General features: G+C 66.9%; 17 protein-coding genes. 5 read left to right on the top strand and 12 right to left on the bottom strand.

Features of this window, described 5'->3' with window-relative positions:
- Positions 1-137: 137 nt before the first annotated feature.
- From POR01S_RS15600 to lptF, 3 genes are all read left to right on the top strand, one after another.
- Positions 138-473 carry a hypothetical protein gene (locus POR01S_RS15600; RefSeq protein WP_007161973.1) on the top strand — a complete coding sequence of 112 codons (336 nt, stop codon included), beginning with the start codon at positions 138-140 and terminating at the stop codon, positions 471-473.
- A 267-nt stretch (positions 474-740) separates the two neighbouring features.
- A complete protein-coding gene (locus POR01S_RS15595; RefSeq protein ID WP_007161972.1) occupies positions 741-1,172 on the top strand; it encodes a DUF4398 domain-containing protein in 432 nt (143 codons plus the stop codon).
- A gap of 45 nt (positions 1,173-1,217) precedes the next feature.
- A complete protein-coding gene (lptF, locus tag POR01S_RS15590; protein WP_007161971.1) occupies positions 1,218-1,991 on the top strand; it encodes a lipotoxin F family OmpA-related lipoprotein LptF in 774 nt (257 codons plus the stop codon).
- Positions 1,992-2,050: 59 nt separating this feature from the next.
- Here the strand turns inward: lptF and POR01S_RS15585 are convergent, their stop codons facing one another.
- The 5 genes from POR01S_RS15585 to msbA form a co-directional block, all read right to left on the bottom strand.
- The gene (locus POR01S_RS15585; RefSeq protein ID WP_042136885.1) at positions 2,051-3,541 is read right to left on the bottom strand and encodes a helicase HerA-like domain-containing protein; all 1,491 of its coding nucleotides are present in this window, start codon (positions 3,539-3,541) and stop codon (positions 2,051-2,053) included.
- A 49-nt stretch (positions 3,542-3,590) separates the two neighbouring features.
- The gene (gene hldE / locus POR01S_RS15580; protein ID WP_027598567.1) at positions 3,591-5,018 is read right to left on the bottom strand and encodes a bifunctional D-glycero-beta-D-manno-heptose-7-phosphate kinase/D-glycero-beta-D-manno-heptose 1-phosphate adenylyltransferase HldE; all 1,428 of its coding nucleotides are present in this window, start codon (positions 5,016-5,018) and stop codon (positions 3,591-3,593) included.
- 90 nt (positions 5,019-5,108) lie between these two features.
- Positions 5,109-6,524, bottom strand: a complete 1,416-nt coding sequence (locus POR01S_RS15575) for a PIG-L deacetylase family protein (protein ID WP_042136883.1) — start codon at positions 6,522-6,524, stop codon at positions 5,109-5,111.
- A 1-nt stretch (position 6,525) separates the two neighbouring features.
- A complete protein-coding gene (locus POR01S_RS15570; protein WP_042136881.1) occupies positions 6,526-7,422 on the bottom strand; it encodes a GNAT family N-acetyltransferase in 897 nt (298 codons plus the stop codon).
- Positions 7,416-9,227: a lipid A export permease/ATP-binding protein MsbA gene (msbA, locus tag POR01S_RS15565; RefSeq protein ID WP_042136879.1), complete on the bottom strand. Its 1,812-nt coding sequence runs from the start codon at positions 9,225-9,227 to the stop codon at positions 7,416-7,418. Before msbA ends, POR01S_RS15570 begins: the two co-directional genes overlap by 7 nt.
- Before the next feature lie 104 nt (positions 9,228-9,331).
- On the opposite strand from msbA, the gene POR01S_RS15560 reads away from it, so the two are divergent.
- Entirely contained in the window at positions 9,332-9,928 is a 597-nt protein-coding gene (locus POR01S_RS15560; protein ID WP_042136878.1) for a serine acetyltransferase, read from the top strand.
- Here POR01S_RS15560 and POR01S_RS15555 read toward each other — a convergent pair.
- Positions 9,903-10,742 (bottom strand): glycosyltransferase family protein, encoded by an 840-nt coding sequence (locus POR01S_RS15555; RefSeq protein WP_027603045.1) that lies wholly within the window; start codon positions 10,740-10,742, stop codon positions 9,903-9,905. The genes POR01S_RS15560 and POR01S_RS15555 overlap by 26 nt on opposite strands.
- Positions 10,743-10,764: 22 nt before the next feature.
- Positions 10,765-11,814 carry a hypothetical protein gene (locus tag POR01S_RS15550; RefSeq protein WP_027598561.1) on the bottom strand — a complete coding sequence of 350 codons (1,050 nt, stop codon included), beginning with the start codon at positions 11,812-11,814 and terminating at the stop codon, positions 10,765-10,767.
- A 117-nt stretch (positions 11,815-11,931) separates the two neighbouring features.
- Here POR01S_RS15550 and POR01S_RS15545 point away from each other — a divergent pair, with 117 nt between their 5' ends.
- Positions 11,932-12,573, top strand: coding sequence for a lipopolysaccharide kinase InaA family protein (locus POR01S_RS15545; RefSeq protein ID WP_027603044.1), 642 nt, complete (start codon positions 11,932-11,934; stop codon positions 12,571-12,573).
- A 160-nt stretch (positions 12,574-12,733) separates the two neighbouring features.
- On the opposite strand, the gene POR01S_RS15540 is transcribed toward POR01S_RS15545, so the two are convergent.
- The 5 genes from POR01S_RS15540 to POR01S_RS15520 all read right to left on the bottom strand — a co-directional run bounded on the left by POR01S_RS15540 (position 12,734) and on the right by POR01S_RS15520 (position 18,546).
- Positions 12,734-13,900: an O-antigen ligase family protein gene (locus POR01S_RS15540; protein WP_042136873.1), complete on the bottom strand. Its 1,167-nt coding sequence runs from the start codon at positions 13,898-13,900 to the stop codon at positions 12,734-12,736.
- Between the two features lie 5 nt (positions 13,901-13,905).
- The gene (locus POR01S_RS15535; RefSeq protein ID WP_169853368.1) at positions 13,906-14,637 is read right to left on the bottom strand and encodes a glycosyltransferase family 2 protein; all 732 of its coding nucleotides are present in this window, start codon (positions 14,635-14,637) and stop codon (positions 13,906-13,908) included.
- 80 nt (positions 14,638-14,717) lie between these two features.
- Positions 14,718-15,677, bottom strand: a complete 960-nt coding sequence (locus POR01S_RS15530; RefSeq protein WP_042136871.1) for a glycosyltransferase family protein — start codon at positions 15,675-15,677, stop codon at positions 14,718-14,720.
- Positions 15,674-16,807, bottom strand: a complete 1,134-nt coding sequence (locus POR01S_RS15525) for a glycosyltransferase (RefSeq protein WP_042136869.1) — start codon at positions 16,805-16,807, stop codon at positions 15,674-15,676. The genes POR01S_RS15530 and POR01S_RS15525 overlap by 4 nt, the downstream gene beginning before the upstream one ends.
- Entirely contained in the window at positions 16,804-18,546 is a 1,743-nt protein-coding gene (locus POR01S_RS15520) for a carbamoyltransferase family protein (RefSeq protein ID WP_042136867.1), read from the bottom strand. The genes POR01S_RS15525 and POR01S_RS15520 overlap by 4 nt, the downstream gene beginning before the upstream one ends.
- Between the last annotated feature and the right edge of the window lie 39 nt (positions 18,547-18,585).

Genomic DNA, 18,585 nt, shown 5'->3' with positions numbered 1-18,585 from the left:
GGACCTCACGGCAACCGCTGCGGTCTAGCGCAGAGGACAGCACCCTGCTGTCACGGTTGCAAGCCCCGGCTGTTGCAGGGTGCCCAGCCGAGCTCGACCTGAATATCCGACCTTTGCCTAAGCCACGGGAGATGCCCATGAAGATTCGCGAACTCGCTCACCAATGGGAGCAGCAGGCCACCACCTCCAGCACCACCCGCCGCTACCACCTCGACCTGGAGCTGGAGACCGCGGCCCGTCTCGAGGCCCTCTGCGAACTCTATCCCCAGCGCACGCCCGAGGCCCTGCTCGGTGAATTGCTGGCAGCCGCCTTCGAAGAGCTGGAGGCCAGCTTTCCCTATGTGCAGGGCGAGGACGTGGTGGCCACCGACGAGCTTGGCGATCCCCTCTACGCCGATGCCGGCACCACCCCGCGCTTTCTCGAATTGGCGCGAAAGCACCTGCATCGCCTGCAGTCCGAAACGCCCGACTAGCCGCCGACCTGCACCTTTACCTACAGCGCTACCGCTCTGCCAAGGGCCTCCGCGCCCTGGCGAAATTCGATAGCCAGTGAACATTTTTGTCGGATGAGCGGTCACACAGTCAGACCGCAGCGCTGGACGAGGGCTGGTTGTCAGCACCCGCCTCGGGCCTCTCAGGGCCGCGCCGGGCTTGTTTCCACATGCGGCTTTACATGACCAGGCGCCCGCCCTGCCCGTGCCGGCGGCGCGCTTTTCGGATCAACAACGGAGCTTGAATCCATGAAGAGTGCCACTGCCCAAAAGTCCCTTTCCAAAGCCTGCACCCTGAAACTGGCAGCCCTTGCCCTGGGCAGCTCGCTGTTGCTGGCCGGTTGCGCCGGCAATCCGCCGACCGCGCAGATGGCCGTGACCCAGTCCGCCGTCAACGAGGCCGTGAGCTCCGGTGGCAACCAGTTCGCGCCCATCGAGACCAAGTCGGCCCAGGACAAGTGGACCCAGGCCCAGACCGCTCTCTCCAACGAGAAGTACGACGAAGCCAAGCAACTGGCCGAGCAGGCCGAGTGGGATGCCCGCCTGGCCACCCGCAAGACCCAGGCCGCCAAGGCCGATGCCGCGCTCAAGGATGCCCAGAACAGCATCCAGCAGATCCGTGAGGAAGGTCAGATCAACCTGCAGCTCCAGCAGAACCTGCAGAAGAAGGTCCAGCAGTAAGCGACCGCCCCTTTCCTCCCTTCACGAATTAAAAGGACGACCATCATGCGTAAACACATTCTGATCCCTGCCGTGTCGCTGCTCAGCCTGGCCCTGGCCGCGTGCTCCACGCCGCCCAACCCCAACCTGGAAAAGGCCAAGTCCGACTACTCCGCCCTGGAATCCCAGCCGCAGGCCGCCCAGCTGGCCGCCCTGGAGACCAAGGACGCCGGTACCTGGCTGCAGAAGACCGAGAAGGCCTACAAGGACGGTGAAAACGAGAAGACCGTCGACCAGCTGGCCTACCTGACCAACCAGCGCATCCAGACGGCCATGCAGACCATCAAGCTGCGCATGACCGAAGCCCAGATGCAGGGCGTCGATGCCGAGCGCACCCAGGCTCGCCTGGACGCCCGTACCGCCCAGCTCAAGCAACTGCAGGATGCCCTGCAGGCCAAGCAGACCGAGCGCGGCACCGTGGTGACCTTCGGCAACGTGCTGTTCGACTTCAACAAGGCCGAACTCAAGCCCCAGGGCTATGCCAACGCCCAGAAGCTGGCCGATTACCTGAAGCAGAATCCCGAGCGCAAGGTGATCGTCGAGGGCTACACCGACAGCGTCGGCAGCGACTCCTACAACCAGCAGCTGTCCGAGCGTCGCGCCCAGGCCATCCAGACCGCCCTGGTCAGCGCTGGCGTCGAGCCGAGCCGCATCCAGGCCCGTGGCTATGGCAAGAACTTCCCGGTGGCCAGCAACAGCAACGCCTCCGACCGCGCCCTGAACCGTCGCGTGGAAGTGACCATCTCCAACGACGCCAACCCCGTCGCCCCGCGCATGTAACGACTGCGTGAAGCTAGAAGACCCCGCCCAGGCGGGGTCTTTTTTTACCTGCGGATCGGCTAGCGGCGCCTGCCACCCAGCAGGGAGCCGAGCAGTCCCCGTACCAGCTGCCGCCCGAGCTGATTGGCCGCCTGGCGCGCCGCGCTCCTGAGCGCATTGCCCGCGAGTTCGCCCACCAGATCGCCGAGGGCACCACCCTGCCCGCTCTGGGTCTTTTCCGCTACCGGCGCCTGCGCCGGGACCCGCTCGGCCTGACGATCCCGCAGGATCTCGTAGGCCGATTCGCGATCCACGGCCCGGTCATAGCGACCCGCCTGGGGCGACTGACGGATCAGCGTCTGGCGCTCGGCTTCGCTCAGCGGGCCGACCCGGGATTGCGGCGGGGCGATGGCCACGCGCTGGACCATCGCCGGCGTGCCCTTGTCTTCCAGGCTGCCCACCAGGGCCTCGCCAATGCCCAGCTCGGTCAGCACCTCCAGGCTGTCGAAGGCCGGATTGGGGCGGAAGCCGTCGGCCACCGCGCGCAGCGCCTTCTGCTCCCGGGCGGTAAAGGCGCGCAGGCCGTGCTGGATGCGCAAGCCGAGCTGGGCCAGGATGGTATCCGGCAGATCGGCGGGGGACTGGGTGACGAAATAGACGCCGACGCCCTTGGAACGGATCAGCCGCACCACCTGCTCCAGGCGATCGCGCAGGGCCTTGGGGGTGTCGCCAAACAGCAGGTGGGCCTCGTCGAAGAACAGCGCCAGTACCGGCTTATCGGCATCGCCGCGCTCGGGCAACTGCTCGAACAGCTCGGCCAGCAGCCAGATCAGAAAGGTGGCGTAGACCTTGGGCGCTTCGTGCACCAGGCGGCTGGCGTCGAGCAGGTGGATGCGTCCACGGCCGTCGGGCTCGGGGCGCAGCACGTCTTCCAGTTGCAGGGCCGGCTCGCCGAGGAAGGCCTCGGCGCCCTGCTGCTCCAGGGTCGCCAGCCTGCGCAGCAGCGCCTGGGCCGAGGCGCCAGTGAACAGGGCACGGTCCTCGCCCAGGGCGTCGGGCTGTTCGCGCAGGTGATTGAGGACCGCCTTGAGGTCCTTGAGGTCGAGCAGCAGCAGGCCTTCGCGATCGGCCACCTTGAAGGCGGCGTGCAAGGCGGCCTGCTGGCTGTCGGTCAGCTCCAGCAGATTGCCCAGCAGCAGCGGGCCCATCTCGCTCAGGGTGGTGCGCAGCGGATGACCGCTCCGGCCGTCGACGTCCCAGAGGGTGACCGGATAGGCCTGGGACTGGTGCGGCAGGCCCTGGGCGGCGATGCGCTCGGCCAGCTTGCCCTGGGGCGCGCCGGCCGCGCCGAGGCCGCAGAGATCGCCCTTGATGTCGGCGGCGAAGACCGCGACGCCGGCATCGCTGAAGGCTTCGGCGAGGCGCTGCAGGGTCACGGTCTTGCCGGTGCCCGTGGCGCCGGCGATCAGGCCGTGGCGGTTGGCCAGCTTGAGTGGATGGCCGAGCGGTTGACCAGCGCTCTGGTCATTGGAAACGGCAGTACCCAGGATCAGCAGGGGCGTCGAGGACATGGCGCAGCTCCGTAGCGGTTCTGCGCCAGCTTAACCCGAGCGTCCGGGCTCAGGTACGGTTGCGAATGCGCTCGACGATGGCGGTGGTGGAGCTGTTCTCCACCAGACCGAGGATGCGCACCTCGCCGCCGTACCCCTGCACGATCTGGGCGCCGACCACCTCGTCCACGCTCTTGTAGTCGCCGCCCTTGACCAGTACATCCGGGCGCACCTGTTCCAGCAGGCGCTCCGGGGTGTTCTCGCTGAAGGGGATGACCCAGTCCACCGCGCCGAGGCCGGCCAGCACCGCCATGCGCCGGTCGACGCTGTTGATCGGTCGACCGGGGCCTTTCAGCCGGGTCACCGAGGCATCGTCGTTGACCGCCACGATCAGCCGATCGCCCTGGGCGCGTGCCTGTTCCAGATAGGTCACGTGACCGGCGTGGAGGATGTCGAAGCAGCCGTTGGTGAAGACGATCTTCTCGCCATGGGCGCGAGCGTCCTCGATGGCCAGCTGCAATTGTTCGAGGGACAGAACGCCGCGCTCGGAGCCTTCCGAACGCTGCACCGCGCGACGCAGTTCGGGGGCGCTGATGGCGGCGGTGCCCAGCTTGCCGACCACGATACCGGCAGCCAGATTGGCCAGCCCCACGGCCTGCGGCAGGTCTTCACCGGCGGCCAGGGCGGCGGCCAGGGTGGAGATCACGGTGTCGCCGGCGCCGGTGACGTCGAACACCTCGCGGGCCCGGGCCGGCAGGTGCAGGGCCGGCTGGGCGGGACGCAGCAGGGTCATGCCGTGCTCGCCACGGGTCACCAGCAGGGCGCCCAGCTCCAGGCGCGCCATCAGCTCGTTGCCCTTGGCGACCAGTTCGGCATCGTCGGCGCAGACACCGACGATGGCTTCGAATTCGGACAGATTCGGCGTGATCAGGCTGGCGCCACGATAGATGGAGAAATCCTTGCCCTTGGGATCGGCCAGCACCGGGATGTTGCGGGCCTTGGCCAGCTGGATCAGCGCCTGGTGGTTCTTCAGCGCGCCCTTGCCGTAGTCGGACAGCACCAGCACCTTGACCCCGGCCAGCATGGCGGCGGTGTCCGAGGCCAGCGCCTGGGGATCGGTGTCGAAGGGCTCTTCGAAGTCGACGCGGATCAGCTGCTGGTGGCGACTCATGATGCGCAGCTTGACGATGGTCGGCTGCTGGGCAATGCGCTGGAAGCGCACCTGCACGTGGGCGGCTCTCAGGCTGTCGGTGAGGGCATCGGCAGCTTCGTCCTGACCGGTGACGCCGACCAGGTAGGCCGGCGCGCCCAGGGCGGCGATGTTGAGGGCGACGTTGGCCGCGCCACCGGGACGATCCTCGTGCTGGTCGACGCGGACCACGGGCACCGGCGCCTCGGGGGAGATCCGCGAGGTGGTGCCGTGCCAGTAGCGGTCGAGCATCACGTCGCCAACCACCAGGACCGGCGCGAGATCGAAGCGAGGCATGGTCAGCTTCATAGGGACAGGCTCCAAAGCGCGAAAATGGCGGCGATCATAGCATAGGGGCCAAGGCGCCCCGGAAGCGCCTGCCGGCGGGAGAGGCCGGGGTCAGAGCTCGTCGCGGCGGCTTATCCAGAACAGCTCGTGACGCCGCACGGCCTTGCGGAAGAATTCGTCTTCCCCGGTGCGCGGCCAGCGGCGACCGGCCAGCAGCCACTGGATGGCCCGGCGCAGGCGCTTCTTGGCCGGCAGCGGCACCAGCAGGTCGTGCTGCATCCCCAGGGCCATGGCCTTGTCCAGCCGCCGCTCGGGAGTCAGTAGCGGACTCCAGGGCACCAGGGGGGCCGGCGTCTCGATGGCGGGTGGCAGGGCGATGCCGCCCTCGGCCGGCCCCATGGGCCAGCGGTCGTTGTCGTGCAGGTGATTGGCGTAGAGCAATTCGAGCTCGGGCTGCCACTGGCTGAGGGTCAGGGCCTCGCGCAGGGCCTGGGTGCTGGCCACGTGATCGGCATGGGGATCGATCTGCGGATGCGGCAGCACCACCACCTCGGGGCGGAAGTGCTCCAGCAGGGCCACCAGATCGGCCACCAGGTTGCGCCAGGTGGGGGCGCCGTCGACATCGCCGGGCAGTTGCAGGGGGTTGTGGCGACGGGCACTGCGCACATCGCTCTCGCCGGATTCGCGGGAGCCAAAGGCGTCTTCCGGCGCCTGGCGCATGGCCGGCAGCTGCAGGCAGTAGTAGCCCAGCTGCACGCAACGCTCTGTTGGTACCCCACCCCACAGCGGGGTGACCAGGCTGTCCCAGGTGCGCAGGCGCCCCTTGAGCCGGGCCGCCGCCTGGCGATCGAGACCCAGCCGCTGGTAGTGCCCGGCCTCGATCTCGCCCTGGGTCAGGGTGACGATACTGGCTTCCCGCGCCTGGCTGTAGAGACCGAAGGCGGCCAGCTCGGCGTCGTCGGCGTGGGGCGCGATGACCATCACTCTCTTGCTGCGGAGGTCCGGCTGGGCGAAGACGTGCAGGCGCAACTCGCCCTGCAGCCGGCAGAAGCGCGTCCAGAGGTGCAATTCGCCGCGCCGCAGGGCCTCGGCATAGCCGCTGAGATTGACATAGCGCCGCCCGGCCACGCCGCGCTCGAAGTCCTGGCGATCCGCGTCGTCACCTGCGCGCAGACGTACTTGGGGATCCAGTAATCGGCCCAGCCAACTGGCCTTGAGGCGGCATTCCAAGAACAGCGTCAGCTCGCCCGGCGGCAATTCCACCGCGGCCAAGCGACCGTGCCGCAGATGCAGGCCCAGCACCAGGGTGTCGGCAGGGAACTGATAGCTGTAATTGTCGCGCGGCGAATAGAAGAGGTGATCGGCGAACCAGGCCTCGTGGCCGAGCCACACCAGCAGCGCCAGCAGCGGCGCGCTCCACCAGGGCCCCAGCGCCAGGCAGCCGAGCAGCACGACGGCGATGACCGCCAGGACCAGCCGCTTGTGGCGGCGGTGACGTTTGAGCAGGGCTTGTTTGCGGGCGGTCATCTCAGCTCTCGAAGACGGTGACGCGGTGGCACCAGCGGTCCTTGTAGTCGCGATCGGCGCGGCCGAAGGAATAACGCAACGTCTTGCCCAGGGCGCGGGCGTCCTGCCAGGCGGCCTGGGTGTTCAGATAGGTGAGGACGCTGCCCGGACTCAGGTCGCTGGCCGCGGGATCGACGCCGCCGTTGACGTACTCGACGCTGATCCAGTCGGGCGCATCCACCCGATAGAGCACCTGGATCGCCACCGGGCGCTCGCCGAGCATGAGCAGCGAACCGGTCATGAATTCCCGCAGCAGGGCGAACACCTCGCCCAGCCGGGCCTTGCCCGGTACCTCGAAGCCCCAGCGCGCCTCGAACAGCTCGGCATAGATCCGTGCCTGCTCGGCGCTGTCCAGCTCGGCCATGGGGACCGCGCGGCCACCGGCGTCTTCGAACAGGCGCTGCTCGCGGCGCTGGTTGTAGCGGAATTTCTTCGACCAGGCTTCCGGCTCGCGGAGCATGGCCAGTTCTTCGCTCTGCCGGCGCAGACCGGCGAAACGCTCGTCGCACAGCGGCGACAGATAGCGGGCGCGCTGGCGCAGGGGCGCCAGCGCGCCAGGGGCGGCCGGCAGGATGATCTCGGCGTTGCCCAGGTCGAACAGGGCACGCTGGCGGCGTTTCTTCAGCACCGCGCGCGACAGCGCCAGCTCGCGCCCCCAGCAGGGTACCGCCGCCTGCAGGCCGTCCGCGGCGGGCCAGCCCAGGTAGCGCACCGGGATGCCGGCCAGCTCGGCCAGGCGGGCGATGACCTCGGGGTGGGTGGCGACGCTGCCGCCATAACGCTGCCAGGCAGCGGCATAGTCGGCGGCGGAAATCGTGGTCCAGCCGCGTTCGCGCCAGAAGCGGAATCTGTTCAGCATTCGATCGTCGGCGCCGGCGGCGCGACCTCCTCGAACTGCTTGGCATGCAGCCGCGCATAGTAGCCGTTCAGCGCCAGGAGCTCGCCATGGCTGCCACGCTCGACGATGCGGCCATTATCCATCACCAGGATCAGGTCGGCCTTCTCGATGGTGGAGAGGCGGTGGGCGATCACCAGGGTGGTACGGCCCTGCATGACGCGATCCAGTGCGGCCTGGATGTGACGCTCGGACTCGGTGTCCAGCGCCGAGGTGGCTTCGTCGAGGATCAGCAGCGGCGCGTTCTTCAGCAGGGCCCGGGCGATGGCCAGGCGCTGGCGCTGGCCGCCGGAGAGCAGCACGCCGTTCTCGCCGACCTGGGTGTCGTATTTCTGCGGCAGACGCTCGATGAATTCGTCGGCATAGGCCGCCTCGGCCGCCGCCCTGACCTGCTCCATGGGCGCCCCGGCCAGATCGCCATAGGCGATGTTGTTGGTGACGCTGTCGTTGAACAGGGTGACGTGCTGGGTGACCAGGGCGATGTGCCGGCGCAGGTTGGTCAGGCGATAGTCCTGGATCTCCAGGCCATCGAGGAGGATCTCGCCCTCTTCGTGCTGGTAGAAGCGCGGGATGAGATTGGCCAGGGTCGACTTGCCGCTGCCCGAGCGACCCACCAGGGCCACCATCTGGCCGGGCTCGGCGACGAAGTCGATGCCTTCCAGCACCGCCTTCTCGGTACCCGGATAGCGGAAGGTCAGGTTGCGCACCTCCAGGCGACCCTGGACGCGCTCGCGCTCTTCGCGGCCTTCGTCGCGCTCGGCGGGTTCGTCGAGTTGCTCGAAGATGCTTTCCGCGCCGGCCACGCCGCGCTGGATGGTGGAGCTGACCTCGGAGAGCTGGCGGATCGGCTTGGGCAAGAGGCCGGCCATGGTGATGTAGGCTACCAGGTCACCGGCGGAGGCTTCGCCGCGCAGCCAGAGCACCAGGAACATCAGCACCGCCATGGCCGAGTAGATGACCAGCTGTAGCATGGGCGTATAGACCGCGCCGGTCTTGGTCATGGTCAGCTGCTTGTCGGTGTTGGCCGTGCTGGAATCGAGGAAGCGCTGCTGCTCGTAGCGCTCGCCACCAAAGCTGCGCACCACCCGATAGCCCTGGATGGCTTCGGAGGTGATGTGGGTGACGTCGCCCATGGCCGACTGGATCTTGCTGCTCTGCTTGCGGAACTTGCGACTGGCGCTGGTCACCATCAGGGCGATCAGCGGCAGGATGGCCACCATCACCAGGGTCAGTTTCCAGTTCATCCACAGCAGGGAAGCGAACAGGAAGACCACGGTCATGCCTTCGCGGATCACCACCTTGATCGCCTCGGTAGCGGCGCCGGTCACCATGGTGACGTTGAAGGTGATGCGCGAGATCAGATGACCCGAGTTGTTGGCGTCGAAGTAGCGATTGGGCAGCCGCAGCATGTGGTTGAACAGCGCCACCCGCAGGTCGTGCACCAGGCCGAGGGAGACCCGCGCCAGGAAGTAGTTGCCGAGAAAGGAACCGACGCCCTGCCAGGCGGCGATCAGGATGATCATCAGCGGCACCGCCTGCACCAGGTGCAGGCCACCGACGATGGGCCAGCCCGGAAACATGGAGGCATTGGGGTTGTTCAGGCCATCGACGAAGTACTTGAGGATGCCCGCCAGCATCGGCTGGGTGGAGGCGAAAATCAGGAAGCCGACGATACTCAGGGCGAACATGCCGATGTAGGGCCGCACGTAGCCGAGCAGGCGGAAATAGATCTTCAGACTGGAGGTCTGCGCAGGGGAGTCTTGGCTCATGGTCTCGTCGTGACGCAAAAGCGCCATGTTAACACGCACCCGCCGCCGACCCAGCGGCGGGATTTTCCGCTAGGCTTGCCCTCCCCTGCTCCGGAACGTCCGTCATGCCCCCACTCATCGCCACCTTCGCCGAACTCAAGGACCTCTGGCGCGTGGAGGTGCTGGATGCGCCGGGCAAGCCCTTGCGCCTCAAGCGCCTGTTCCGGCGCGTAGCGGCCGGAGAGAGTCCGAGCTTTCTGTTCTGGTATCGCCTGGCGCAATTTCTCTACTGCCGCCCGCGCGGCCTGCTCAACTATCGCAAGCTGGCCGAACGCATCAATCGCCGGCTGATCCGCCGGCACAATATCGAGATCCTGCTGGGCGCGCGCATCGGTCCCGGGTTGCGCCTGCCCCATCGCATGGGCATCTGCGTGTCGAATCTGGCGGTGATCGGGCGCAACGTGATGATCCGCCAGCACACCACCATCGGCATCAAGAGCGATGATCCGGCGCGACTGGTCGGCATCTTCATCGGCGACAACGTCAGCCTCGGCGCCCACGTCTGCATCGTCGGCGACCACCTGACCATCGGCGACAACGTGGTGGTCGGCGCCGGCGCCCTGGTGATGCGCGACATCCCCGCCGACAGCCTCTACTACAGCCGCCACGAGGCGGTGATCCGCCCGCTGCCGGGCACTACGCCCGGGGATGCCGCCCGCTGAGGACAGTCCGCAGCATCTGCGGCAGGACGCCATACAGATACAGTCGGTTGCCCAGCAGCTGCCGCCCCAGATAGCGCAGCACCTTGCCGCGCGAGGCGCCCTTGTAGTGCAGGCGCAGCAGCAGGGCGACATAGAATTTCTCGATGTCGCGAAAGCGCCGCTGGGCCGGGGTCTCGGCTTCCAGCTCGGACAGCGAATGGTCGAGGATGCCCGCGCAAAGCAGTTCGACCGGCTCTTCCCGCGCCAGCGCCTGCACCCGCAGGAAAAAGGAGACATCGACGCCATAGAGGGCGAAGCGCTCGTCGAAGACATCGCCGTGGCGGGCCGCGATACGCGCAGCCAGGCCCTGCGTCAGGCACAGCCCCGAACTGATGGTCACGGTAGCCTGGGGATCCAGGGGGCCCTCCACGGTCACCACCGCCTTGTACTGATGGGGATAGCGGATGGCGCCCGCCCCCAGCACCAGGGGCACCAGCAACTCGGCCTGCTGCCCGAGCGCCTGCAGAAAGCGTGCGTCCACCACGGTGTCCTGGTCGAAGATCACCAGGCGCTCGGCGCCCAGTCGCAAGGCCTGGTTGTAGACCCGGCTCAGCGGCGGATTGCCGAGGTCCTCGCTGATGAGCACCTCCGTCCAGCCCGGCGCGGCGAGCAGCGCCTGGCGATCCGCCTGAGCCAGGGGCTGGGGCCCGTTGTTCCAGACCAGCAGGACGCTGTCGGCCGGCAGGCTGGCGGAGGGCTGGGCCAGCAGGCTGTCGAGGGTGGCCGACTCCCCGGGGCGCAAGCCATAGAGGACGACGAGAAAGAGCGTTCGCATGGGCTTTCCTGAGGATGGCGGCCTAGCCGCGCACCCGCTTGCGCAGGTAGTCGAGGGCCGCGCTGGCTTCGTCGGCCAGGTGCGGACGCGGCAGGTCGTTGGGCCAGATGCCTTCGGCGAAGGCCTGGCGATCGCCGCCGCCGAGGCGCTCGCTCAGCGCCCGCTCCCACCAGACGTGGCGGCAGGCGCGGGCATAGCTGTCCTGGGGCGCCAAGCAGCCATAGAGCAGCTTGCGCCCCAGACTCGCGCGCTGCTTGTCCAGTCCGGCCAGTTGCCACTTCACCCGCAGGCGGGTCCAGACATCGGGCAGCGGCTTGGTCAGGGGCACCTCCTGCCAGTGCCGCTGCAGCTCCGGGGAATAGTCTTCGCCATAGCGCTCGAAGAAGTGCGCCAGCATGAAGTGCAGAAAGCGCTTTTCCGCATAGTAGTGACGCACGGGACCGCGCGCCGCGCTGATGGCCAGATCCGCCAGGCTGAACGACAGGGCGATCTGCTCCAGGGTATGGACCTCCTCGTCGTGGCCATGCCAGTCGTCGATCAGGGCGATGGCCCGCTCGACCCGCGGCAGATGGCTGCGTGCCAGACCGCAGACGCCGCTGTTATAGAGCCGGGTCTCTTCCGCCGGCTCCTGGCCACGCGCGGCCAGGGCGGCGGCGAAACGGGCGAATTCCGGACGGGTACGGGCCTTGCGCCACGGCCACTCCTCGATGTCCATCAGCCCGCGCTGCTCATCGATGCCGTCGAACAGCGCGGCCAGCGGCGTCTGGACCACGGTGTCGCTGTCGAGGAACAGGGTCTTGTCGGCGGCGGGCAGCGCCCAGGCGATGGCGCAGGCCTTGCTGCGGTGCAGATAGCCGTGCTGCCCCTGCCAGGCCTTGAGCGTCGCCCCCTCGATGGCCAGCACTTCCACCGGCCAGCCGCGATAGTCCTGCGGCCGATCGGTCAGGATACGGAGGGCGATGTCCTGGCCCTGGCGCCAGTGCAGGGCGCTGAGCAGGCTGAATTTCAGCTCCTGCCGATAGGCCTGAGCACCGCCGTAGACGAAATACAGGAGTTGGCGTGTTGGGCGCATGTAAAGCTGCCGGCAAAAATCTGATTCTAGCAACAAGCGGCCGGATAGGTCGTAAGGGTCACTTCACAGCCTGCCACCTTCGGGTAACATGCACGCCCTGACGTTGACGGGTCCTGCATGAAGCCTCTCGAACATTCGCGCTATCTCGAACTGCGCGACGCCGCCCAGGTAGTGGAAGCCGACCACCATGGCGACAAGGTCCTGCGCCTCACCGATGGCAGCTATCTCAAGCTGTTTCGCCGCAAGCGGCTGTTGACCTCGGCGGCGCTGTTTCCCTACGCCCAGCGTTTTGCCGACAACGCCCGCCAACTGGCCGAGCGCGGCATCCCCTGCCCGCAGGTTCTGGAGGTCTATCGCGCCGCCTCGCTGCAGCGCGACCTGGTGCACTACAGTCCGCTGCCGGGCGCCACCCTGCGTCAACTGCGTACCTCGAGCGAGGCCGCGACCCTGCGGCCGGCGCTGGGTCGCTTCATCGCCGAATTGCACGACAGTGGTGTCTATTTCCGTTCGCTGCACCTGGGCAACGTGGTGCTGACGCCGGAAGGCGAACTGGGGCTGATCGATATCGCCGACCTGCGCTGCCATGCGCGGCGTCTGCCGCTGCGCCTGCGGGTGCGCAACTTCCACCACCTGCTGCGCTATACCGAGGATCGCGACTGGCTGTTCGAACCCGGTCGCGAACCCTTCCTCAGGGCCTATGCCGAAGCCTGCCGCCAGCCCCTGGACTGGCGCGAGCTCGACCGGCAACTCCAGGACTAGTGCGGTGTTTCAGAAATTACCTGCACAATTTCGGCGGCGCTTTTTTGGCCTTGGCGGCGTTGCCGCTCCTCGCCATAGCTCTGCTATGACTCGTCGCGGCGCCTAGCCCATACCAAAAAAATCACTCGCCGATTCTTGCGCGAACTTCTGAAACACCACACTAGACCGGCACCGCCTGTCCCAGCGCCAGCTTGCGCCGGCGCTGCACCTCGGCGCCGGCGATCATCGCCGCGGGCAACAGCACCAGCGGCCACAACTCGTCCGGATTGCCGATCAGCTTGGCGCCATCGAAATTGAGCATCAGCAGGGCCACGGCCAGATAGAGTCCCCAGGGATCGCGCTGGCGCAGGGCCGCTCCCAGGCTGGCCAGCATCAGCACGCCAAAGATCAGCAGCGACACCAGGCCGGTGTAGATGCCGAAGGACACGAAGATGTTGTGCGGGTGCTGGATGGCCTCGGTGCCGTGCAGCAGGTCGTGACTCTGATAGCCCAGACCGCAGCCCAGCCACCAGCCGCAGGACTCCCAGTCCTTGATCATGAAGTGGAACAGCTCGATGCGCCCGGAATCCGCCCGGCCCCAGAAGGCGACGAACCAGGCTTCGGTATGCACCACCTGGATCACCCCGGCGATCAGGGCACTGACCAGGACCACCAGCGCCAGGGTGCGCAGCGGAAAGCGCGGAAAGGCGAAGAGCACGCCGAGGGCGGCGAGGAAGCCGATGCCGACCAGGCCGGTGCGGGTCTGCAGGGCGAAGGAGATACCGACGATGGTGACCACCACCGCCGCCAGCAACTCGATCCAGCGCCGCTCGCGAATCCAGGTGGGCGCCGCCAGGCCGCCCAGGCAGACCATCCAGATGCTCACATAGATGGGATTGGAGATGCGTCCCGGCAGGTGGATGACCCGCTGGCCGACGGCATAGTGGCCGGTGAGCCAGAACACCAGGCTGGAGCCCACGGCATAGGCGCAGACCACCCAGAAGGCCAGGCGCACGAAGCCGGGGCGACGAAAGAAGTCGCCGTCCACCAGGCAGGCCACGGTCAGCACGAACAGCAGCACATAGAGGATGTGCTTGAAGAACTGCCCCTCCTCGGCCCGCACCCCCGGCACGATGAACCAGGCGAGAAACACCAGCCAGAGCAGCAGCAGCGGCGAGCGCCAGTCGATCAGCCGCGGGCGCAGCACGAAGAGGATCAGTGCCGGCAGGGCGATCGCCGCATAGTAGTAGCTGTTGATCCACTTCGCCGTGGGGATGCACAGGTAGGCGGCCATGAACACCAGCACCGCCAGGGTGAAATAGCGACTCTGCTGCAGGCGATCAAGCAAGGGTGTCACCACAACAGGGCTCCCAGGAGTGCACCGACCAGGAAGGCCAGTGCCAGTTTGATGCGTTCCATCCGCCGGCGCTTCCGCTTGTCGTTGCGGTCCTTGTCGCTGACCACGTGCTGGCCGAAGCCGGTGTGCAGCACGGCATCGTTTTCCAGGATCAGCGCGTGGCGCTGGGCGTCGGCATAGCGCCGGGACAGCTCCTTCTCGCCGCTCAGGTCGCCATAGGGCGCGTGCAGCAGGTAGTCGGCGCGCCGGCGCAGACCGGGATTGAAGGAAAAGCCCTGCCATTCGGGCTTGTGCGAGCCGACCTCATGAAAGGCGATGCCGGCATGCACCTGGCGCGGCTTGAGATAGACGTAGGGGCTGTGGATCGCCAGGTCATGGGCATGGCTGCGCAGCCAGACCTGCAGCGCCTGGGGATCGGCCTCCAGCAGCGCCTGGGAATCCTCGATGAAGCCCGGGCGATAGAAGGCCCAGTCGTCTTCGCAGTGAAAGATCCAGCTTGTCTCGACCCGGGCATAGGCGGCGTCGACGCTGCGCATCTGGCCGAGCTTGGGGTTGTTGACGATGAACTCGGTGTGCTCGCGCCAGTGCGCCGGGATGCAGTCGCGTACCGCTTCGTCGCCGGAGTCCTCGGTGATGAAGACCCGGCGGATGGGCGCGGTGTTGAATTCGTCGAAGGTCGCCAGCGTCTGCCGCAGCAGGTCGAAGCGCCCGCAGCTGGTGACGACCATAGAGATGTCGCTGTCGGCGGAAAACTGCACGTTCTACCCTTTCTGCCAGTTGAGTCGAAAGCCGGACCTTGCGCGGCGCATCAGCGTCCCAGCCAGCTCAGCAGGCGGCGGAGGAACCCCGGTGCGACGGCCGGTCGCAGCGCTGGGGTTATAGCCGAAACGATGCGCTCACCCAAGTGGCCGAAGGCGAAAGAGTGACGCGCCAGGGCCTCTCCCGCCCTGGCGATGGCCGCGGCGTGCGCCGGATCGCTTCGCAGCCGGGCGAGTTTCTCGCGCAATTCCTCCAGCGAGCGATAGAGCACCACGTTGACGCTATCCTCGAAGCCCAGCGCCCGGTTCTCTTCTTCGCCCTGGTCATAGGTGAAGAGCACGCAGCCGCAGGCCATGGCCTCGAAGTTCTTGATCATGTATTCGCCCATGCCGACATCGGCGCCGACAAAGAAGCGGATGCGGTTGAGCGTCTGCAGGTATTCGTCGCCCGAGCGGGTCTTGGTGATCAGCAGCGGCTCGACCCTGGCCAGATCTTCCAGCAGCTGCTTGCGGCCGCTGTAGGCCACGCTGCCCAGGCTGCCGACGAAGCCCAGCTCGATGTCGCGCTCGACACCCAGGTCGCGCAGGCGACTGTCGTCGTAGCCCTTGGGCACGAAGTGGGCGTCGATCCCCTCCTCCTGCAGCCGCCGCGCCACCCCGGCGCCGGAGACCAGCACCCGGACGTGGGGCATGGCCCGGTAGTAGCGGCTGAATTTGCCGGTGTACTTGCAGGGGATGAAATTCTGGTAGGCGTCGTGTTCCAGCTCCACCAGATTGGGCAGGCTGCGGATGAAGGGGATCTGCTTGAGCTGCTTCTTGAACCTCAGAAACAGCAGGATGCGGTCGTATTGCTCGGGCTGGGGCACGGCGCGGCGGAAATAGCCGCGCAGATCGGCCTGTTCCTCGTCGCTCAGCCAGCGCAGGTCGCAGTCGCAATGGGCGGCGATGCTGGCATAGAAGTGGTCCAGCAGGATGCGTTGCTCCTTCTGGACCAGGAACAGGACTTTCACGGCGCCGGGGCCTTGAAGGCGGCGACCATCGGCAGCCGCCAGAAGTCGCGGCGCACGGCCTCGTCGGAGAAGCGTTCGGCCAGGCGCTCGCGCATGTGCTGCACGCAGGCGCGTCTCTGGCTCGGCGCCAGGCGGCCCAGATGCTGCAGACCCTGGCCCAGGGCCTCGGCGTCGCCCAGGGGAAAGAGAAAGCCCACGCCTTCGACGATCTCCCGGGCGCCGCCGCAGGAGGTGGCGATCAGGGGCACGCCGGCGGCCATGGCTTCCAGCAGGACCATGCCGAAGGGCTCGTGGTCGGAACTCAGGGCGAAGACGTCGAAGGCCTTGAAATAGCGCCGGGCGCCTTCCACCTGGCCAAGGAACAGCACCCGGTCGGCGATGGCCAGTTCGCGGGCCAGATCCTTGAGGTCTTCTTCCAGGCGACCCTTGCCGAGAATCGCCAGCAGGGCGTTGGCCGGCAGATTCGGCAGGGCGGCGGCGAAGCCGCGCAGCAGCGTGGCCTGATCCTTGTCCGGATGCAGGCGACCGACGTTGCCGACGATCCAGGCGTCATGGGGCAGCTTGAGCTCGGCGCGGGCCTGGTCGGCCGGCAGGAGTTCGCGCTCCACCGCCTCGACGTCCAGGCGGTTGTAGAGGGTCTCGATGCGCTCGGCGGGCCAGTCCTTGAGGCGCAGGCGCAATTCGTCGCGCACCGCGTCGGAGACGCCCAGCAGGGTCAGCCGCTTGCTCATCAGCTTGGCGAACAGCCGCCGGCCGAGCCGGTCGTAGTCGCGAAAGGCATGGTGCACGCCGATCACCGGCAGATTGGTGGCGAGGCAGGCGATCCAGATCGGCTTGAAGCGATGGGCGATGACGAAGCGGATGCCCCGCGAACGGACGATCTCACGCAGCGCCTGGATGGCGCCGAGCTTGAGTCCGCGCACGTCCCGGGAAGAGTACTCCAGGAACAGCACCTCGTCGCTGCCGCAGCCGGCCGCCACCTCGGCGTCGGCGGTGCCGGTGAGAAAGACCGTGGTGACGCGATAGCCGCTGCCCGCGAAGAGGCTGGCGGTCTGGCGGGCGCAGTCGAGGAAGGGACCGTCGTAGCCGTGACAGAACTGCAGCACCCGCGGTTCGGCGGAACGCGTCATACGCCAGCCCCCTCCTTGACCACCAGGATGTCTTCCATGATCAGATACTGCAGATCCGAGCCGAAAAACATGTTCAGGGCGTCGGTGGGCGAGCAGACCATGGGTTCACCGCGGCGGTTGAGCGAGGTGTTGAGGGACACGCCGTTGCCGGTGAGCTTTTCCAGCTCGACCATGAGGTCGTACCAGCGCGGATTGTGCCGGCGCTCCAGCACCTGGGCGCGGGAGGTGCCGTCTTCGTGGACCACCTCGGGTACCCGGCTCTTCCACTCTTCGTTGACCTCGAAGGTAAAGGTCATGAAGGGCGAGGGATGGTCGACCTTGAGCATATGCGGTGCCACGGTGTCGAGCATGGACGGGCAGAATGGCCGCCAGCGCTCGCGGAACTTGATCTGGGCATTGATGCGATCGGCCACGCCCGGCACGCTGGGGCAGCCGATGATGGAGCGACCGCCCAGGGCGCGCGGACCGAATTCCAGGCGCCCCTGGAACCAGGCCACCGGATTGCCGGCCACCATGATCTCGGCGATGCGCCGGGGCATGTCGTCGATCCGCTCCCACTTGGGTGCGTTGGGATGGCGGGCGCAGGCGGCGATGACGTCTTCGTTGCTGTAGCCGGGGCCGAGATAGACGTGCTCCATCTTCTCCACCGGCACGCCGCGGGCATGGGAGACGTAGGCGGCGGCGCCGACGGCGGTGCCGGCATCGCCCGAAGCCGGCTGGACGAACAGTTCCTTGACCTCGGGACGGGCGATGATCTTCTGGTTGAGCTTGACGTTGAGCGCGCAGCCGCCGGCAAAGGCAATCTTGCCGGTCTGGCGGATGATGTCGCCCAGGTAGTAGTCCATCATCTCCAGCGCCAGCTTCTCGAACAGCGCCTGCATGCTGGCGGCATAGTGGATGTAGGGATCGTCGGCGATATCGCCTTCGCGCTTGGGCCCAAGCCACTCGATCAGCTTGGGCGAGAAGTAGTAGCCCTTGCCCTTTTCCTTGTAGCGGCGGAAACCGATGACGTTGGCGTAGTCGGTGTTGATGATCAGCTCGCCGTTCTCGAATTTCGCCAGGCGCGAGAAATCGTACTTGCTGGCATCGCCATAGGGCGCCATGCCCATGACCTTGAATTCGCCGTCGAGCATCTCGAAGCCGAGGAATTCGGTGAGGGCGCCATAGAGGCCACCCAGGGAGTCCGGGTCGTAGAACTCCTTGATCTTGTGGATCTTGCCGTTCTCGCCGTAGCCGAAGAAGGTGGTGGCGTACTCGCCCTTGCCGTCGATGCCGAGGATCGCGGTCTTTTCCCTGAAACCCGAGCAGTGATAGGCACTGGAGGCGTGGGCCAGGTGGTGCTCGACGGCTTCCAGCTTGACTTTCTTGAGGTCGAAGCCGAGCTGCACCAGGCACCACTCGATGCGCTTCTGGTAGCGGTGATAGCGGCGATTGCCGAACAGGATGGCGTCCAGGGCGCGATCCGGGGCGTAGGCATAGCGTTTGGCGTAGTGCCAGCGGGCTTCGCCGAAGAGGCTGATGGGCGCATAGGGAATGGCCACCACGTCGACGTCGGCGGGGGTGATCCCGGCCTGTTCCAGGCAGAACTTGGCCGACTCGTAGGGCATGCGATTCTTGGCATGCTTGTCGCGTACGAAGCGTTCTTCTTCCACCGCGGCGATCAGCTTGCCGTCGATATAGAGCGCGGCGGAGGGATCGTGGCTGAGGGCGCCGGACAGGCCAAGGACGGTCAGGGACACAGGTAAAGCCTCTGTACAGGGCGAAGCCAGGGGAGTTCG

It is taken from the genome of Pseudomonas oryzihabitans NBRC 102199 (assembly GCF_000730625.1).
In the GTDB taxonomy this organism is placed as follows: Bacteria; Pseudomonadota; Gammaproteobacteria; order Pseudomonadales; family Pseudomonadaceae; genus Chryseomonas; species Chryseomonas oryzihabitans.
The sequence above is the reverse complement of the archived record's forward strand: the minus strand, read 5'-3'. Positions and strand labels throughout refer to the sequence as shown.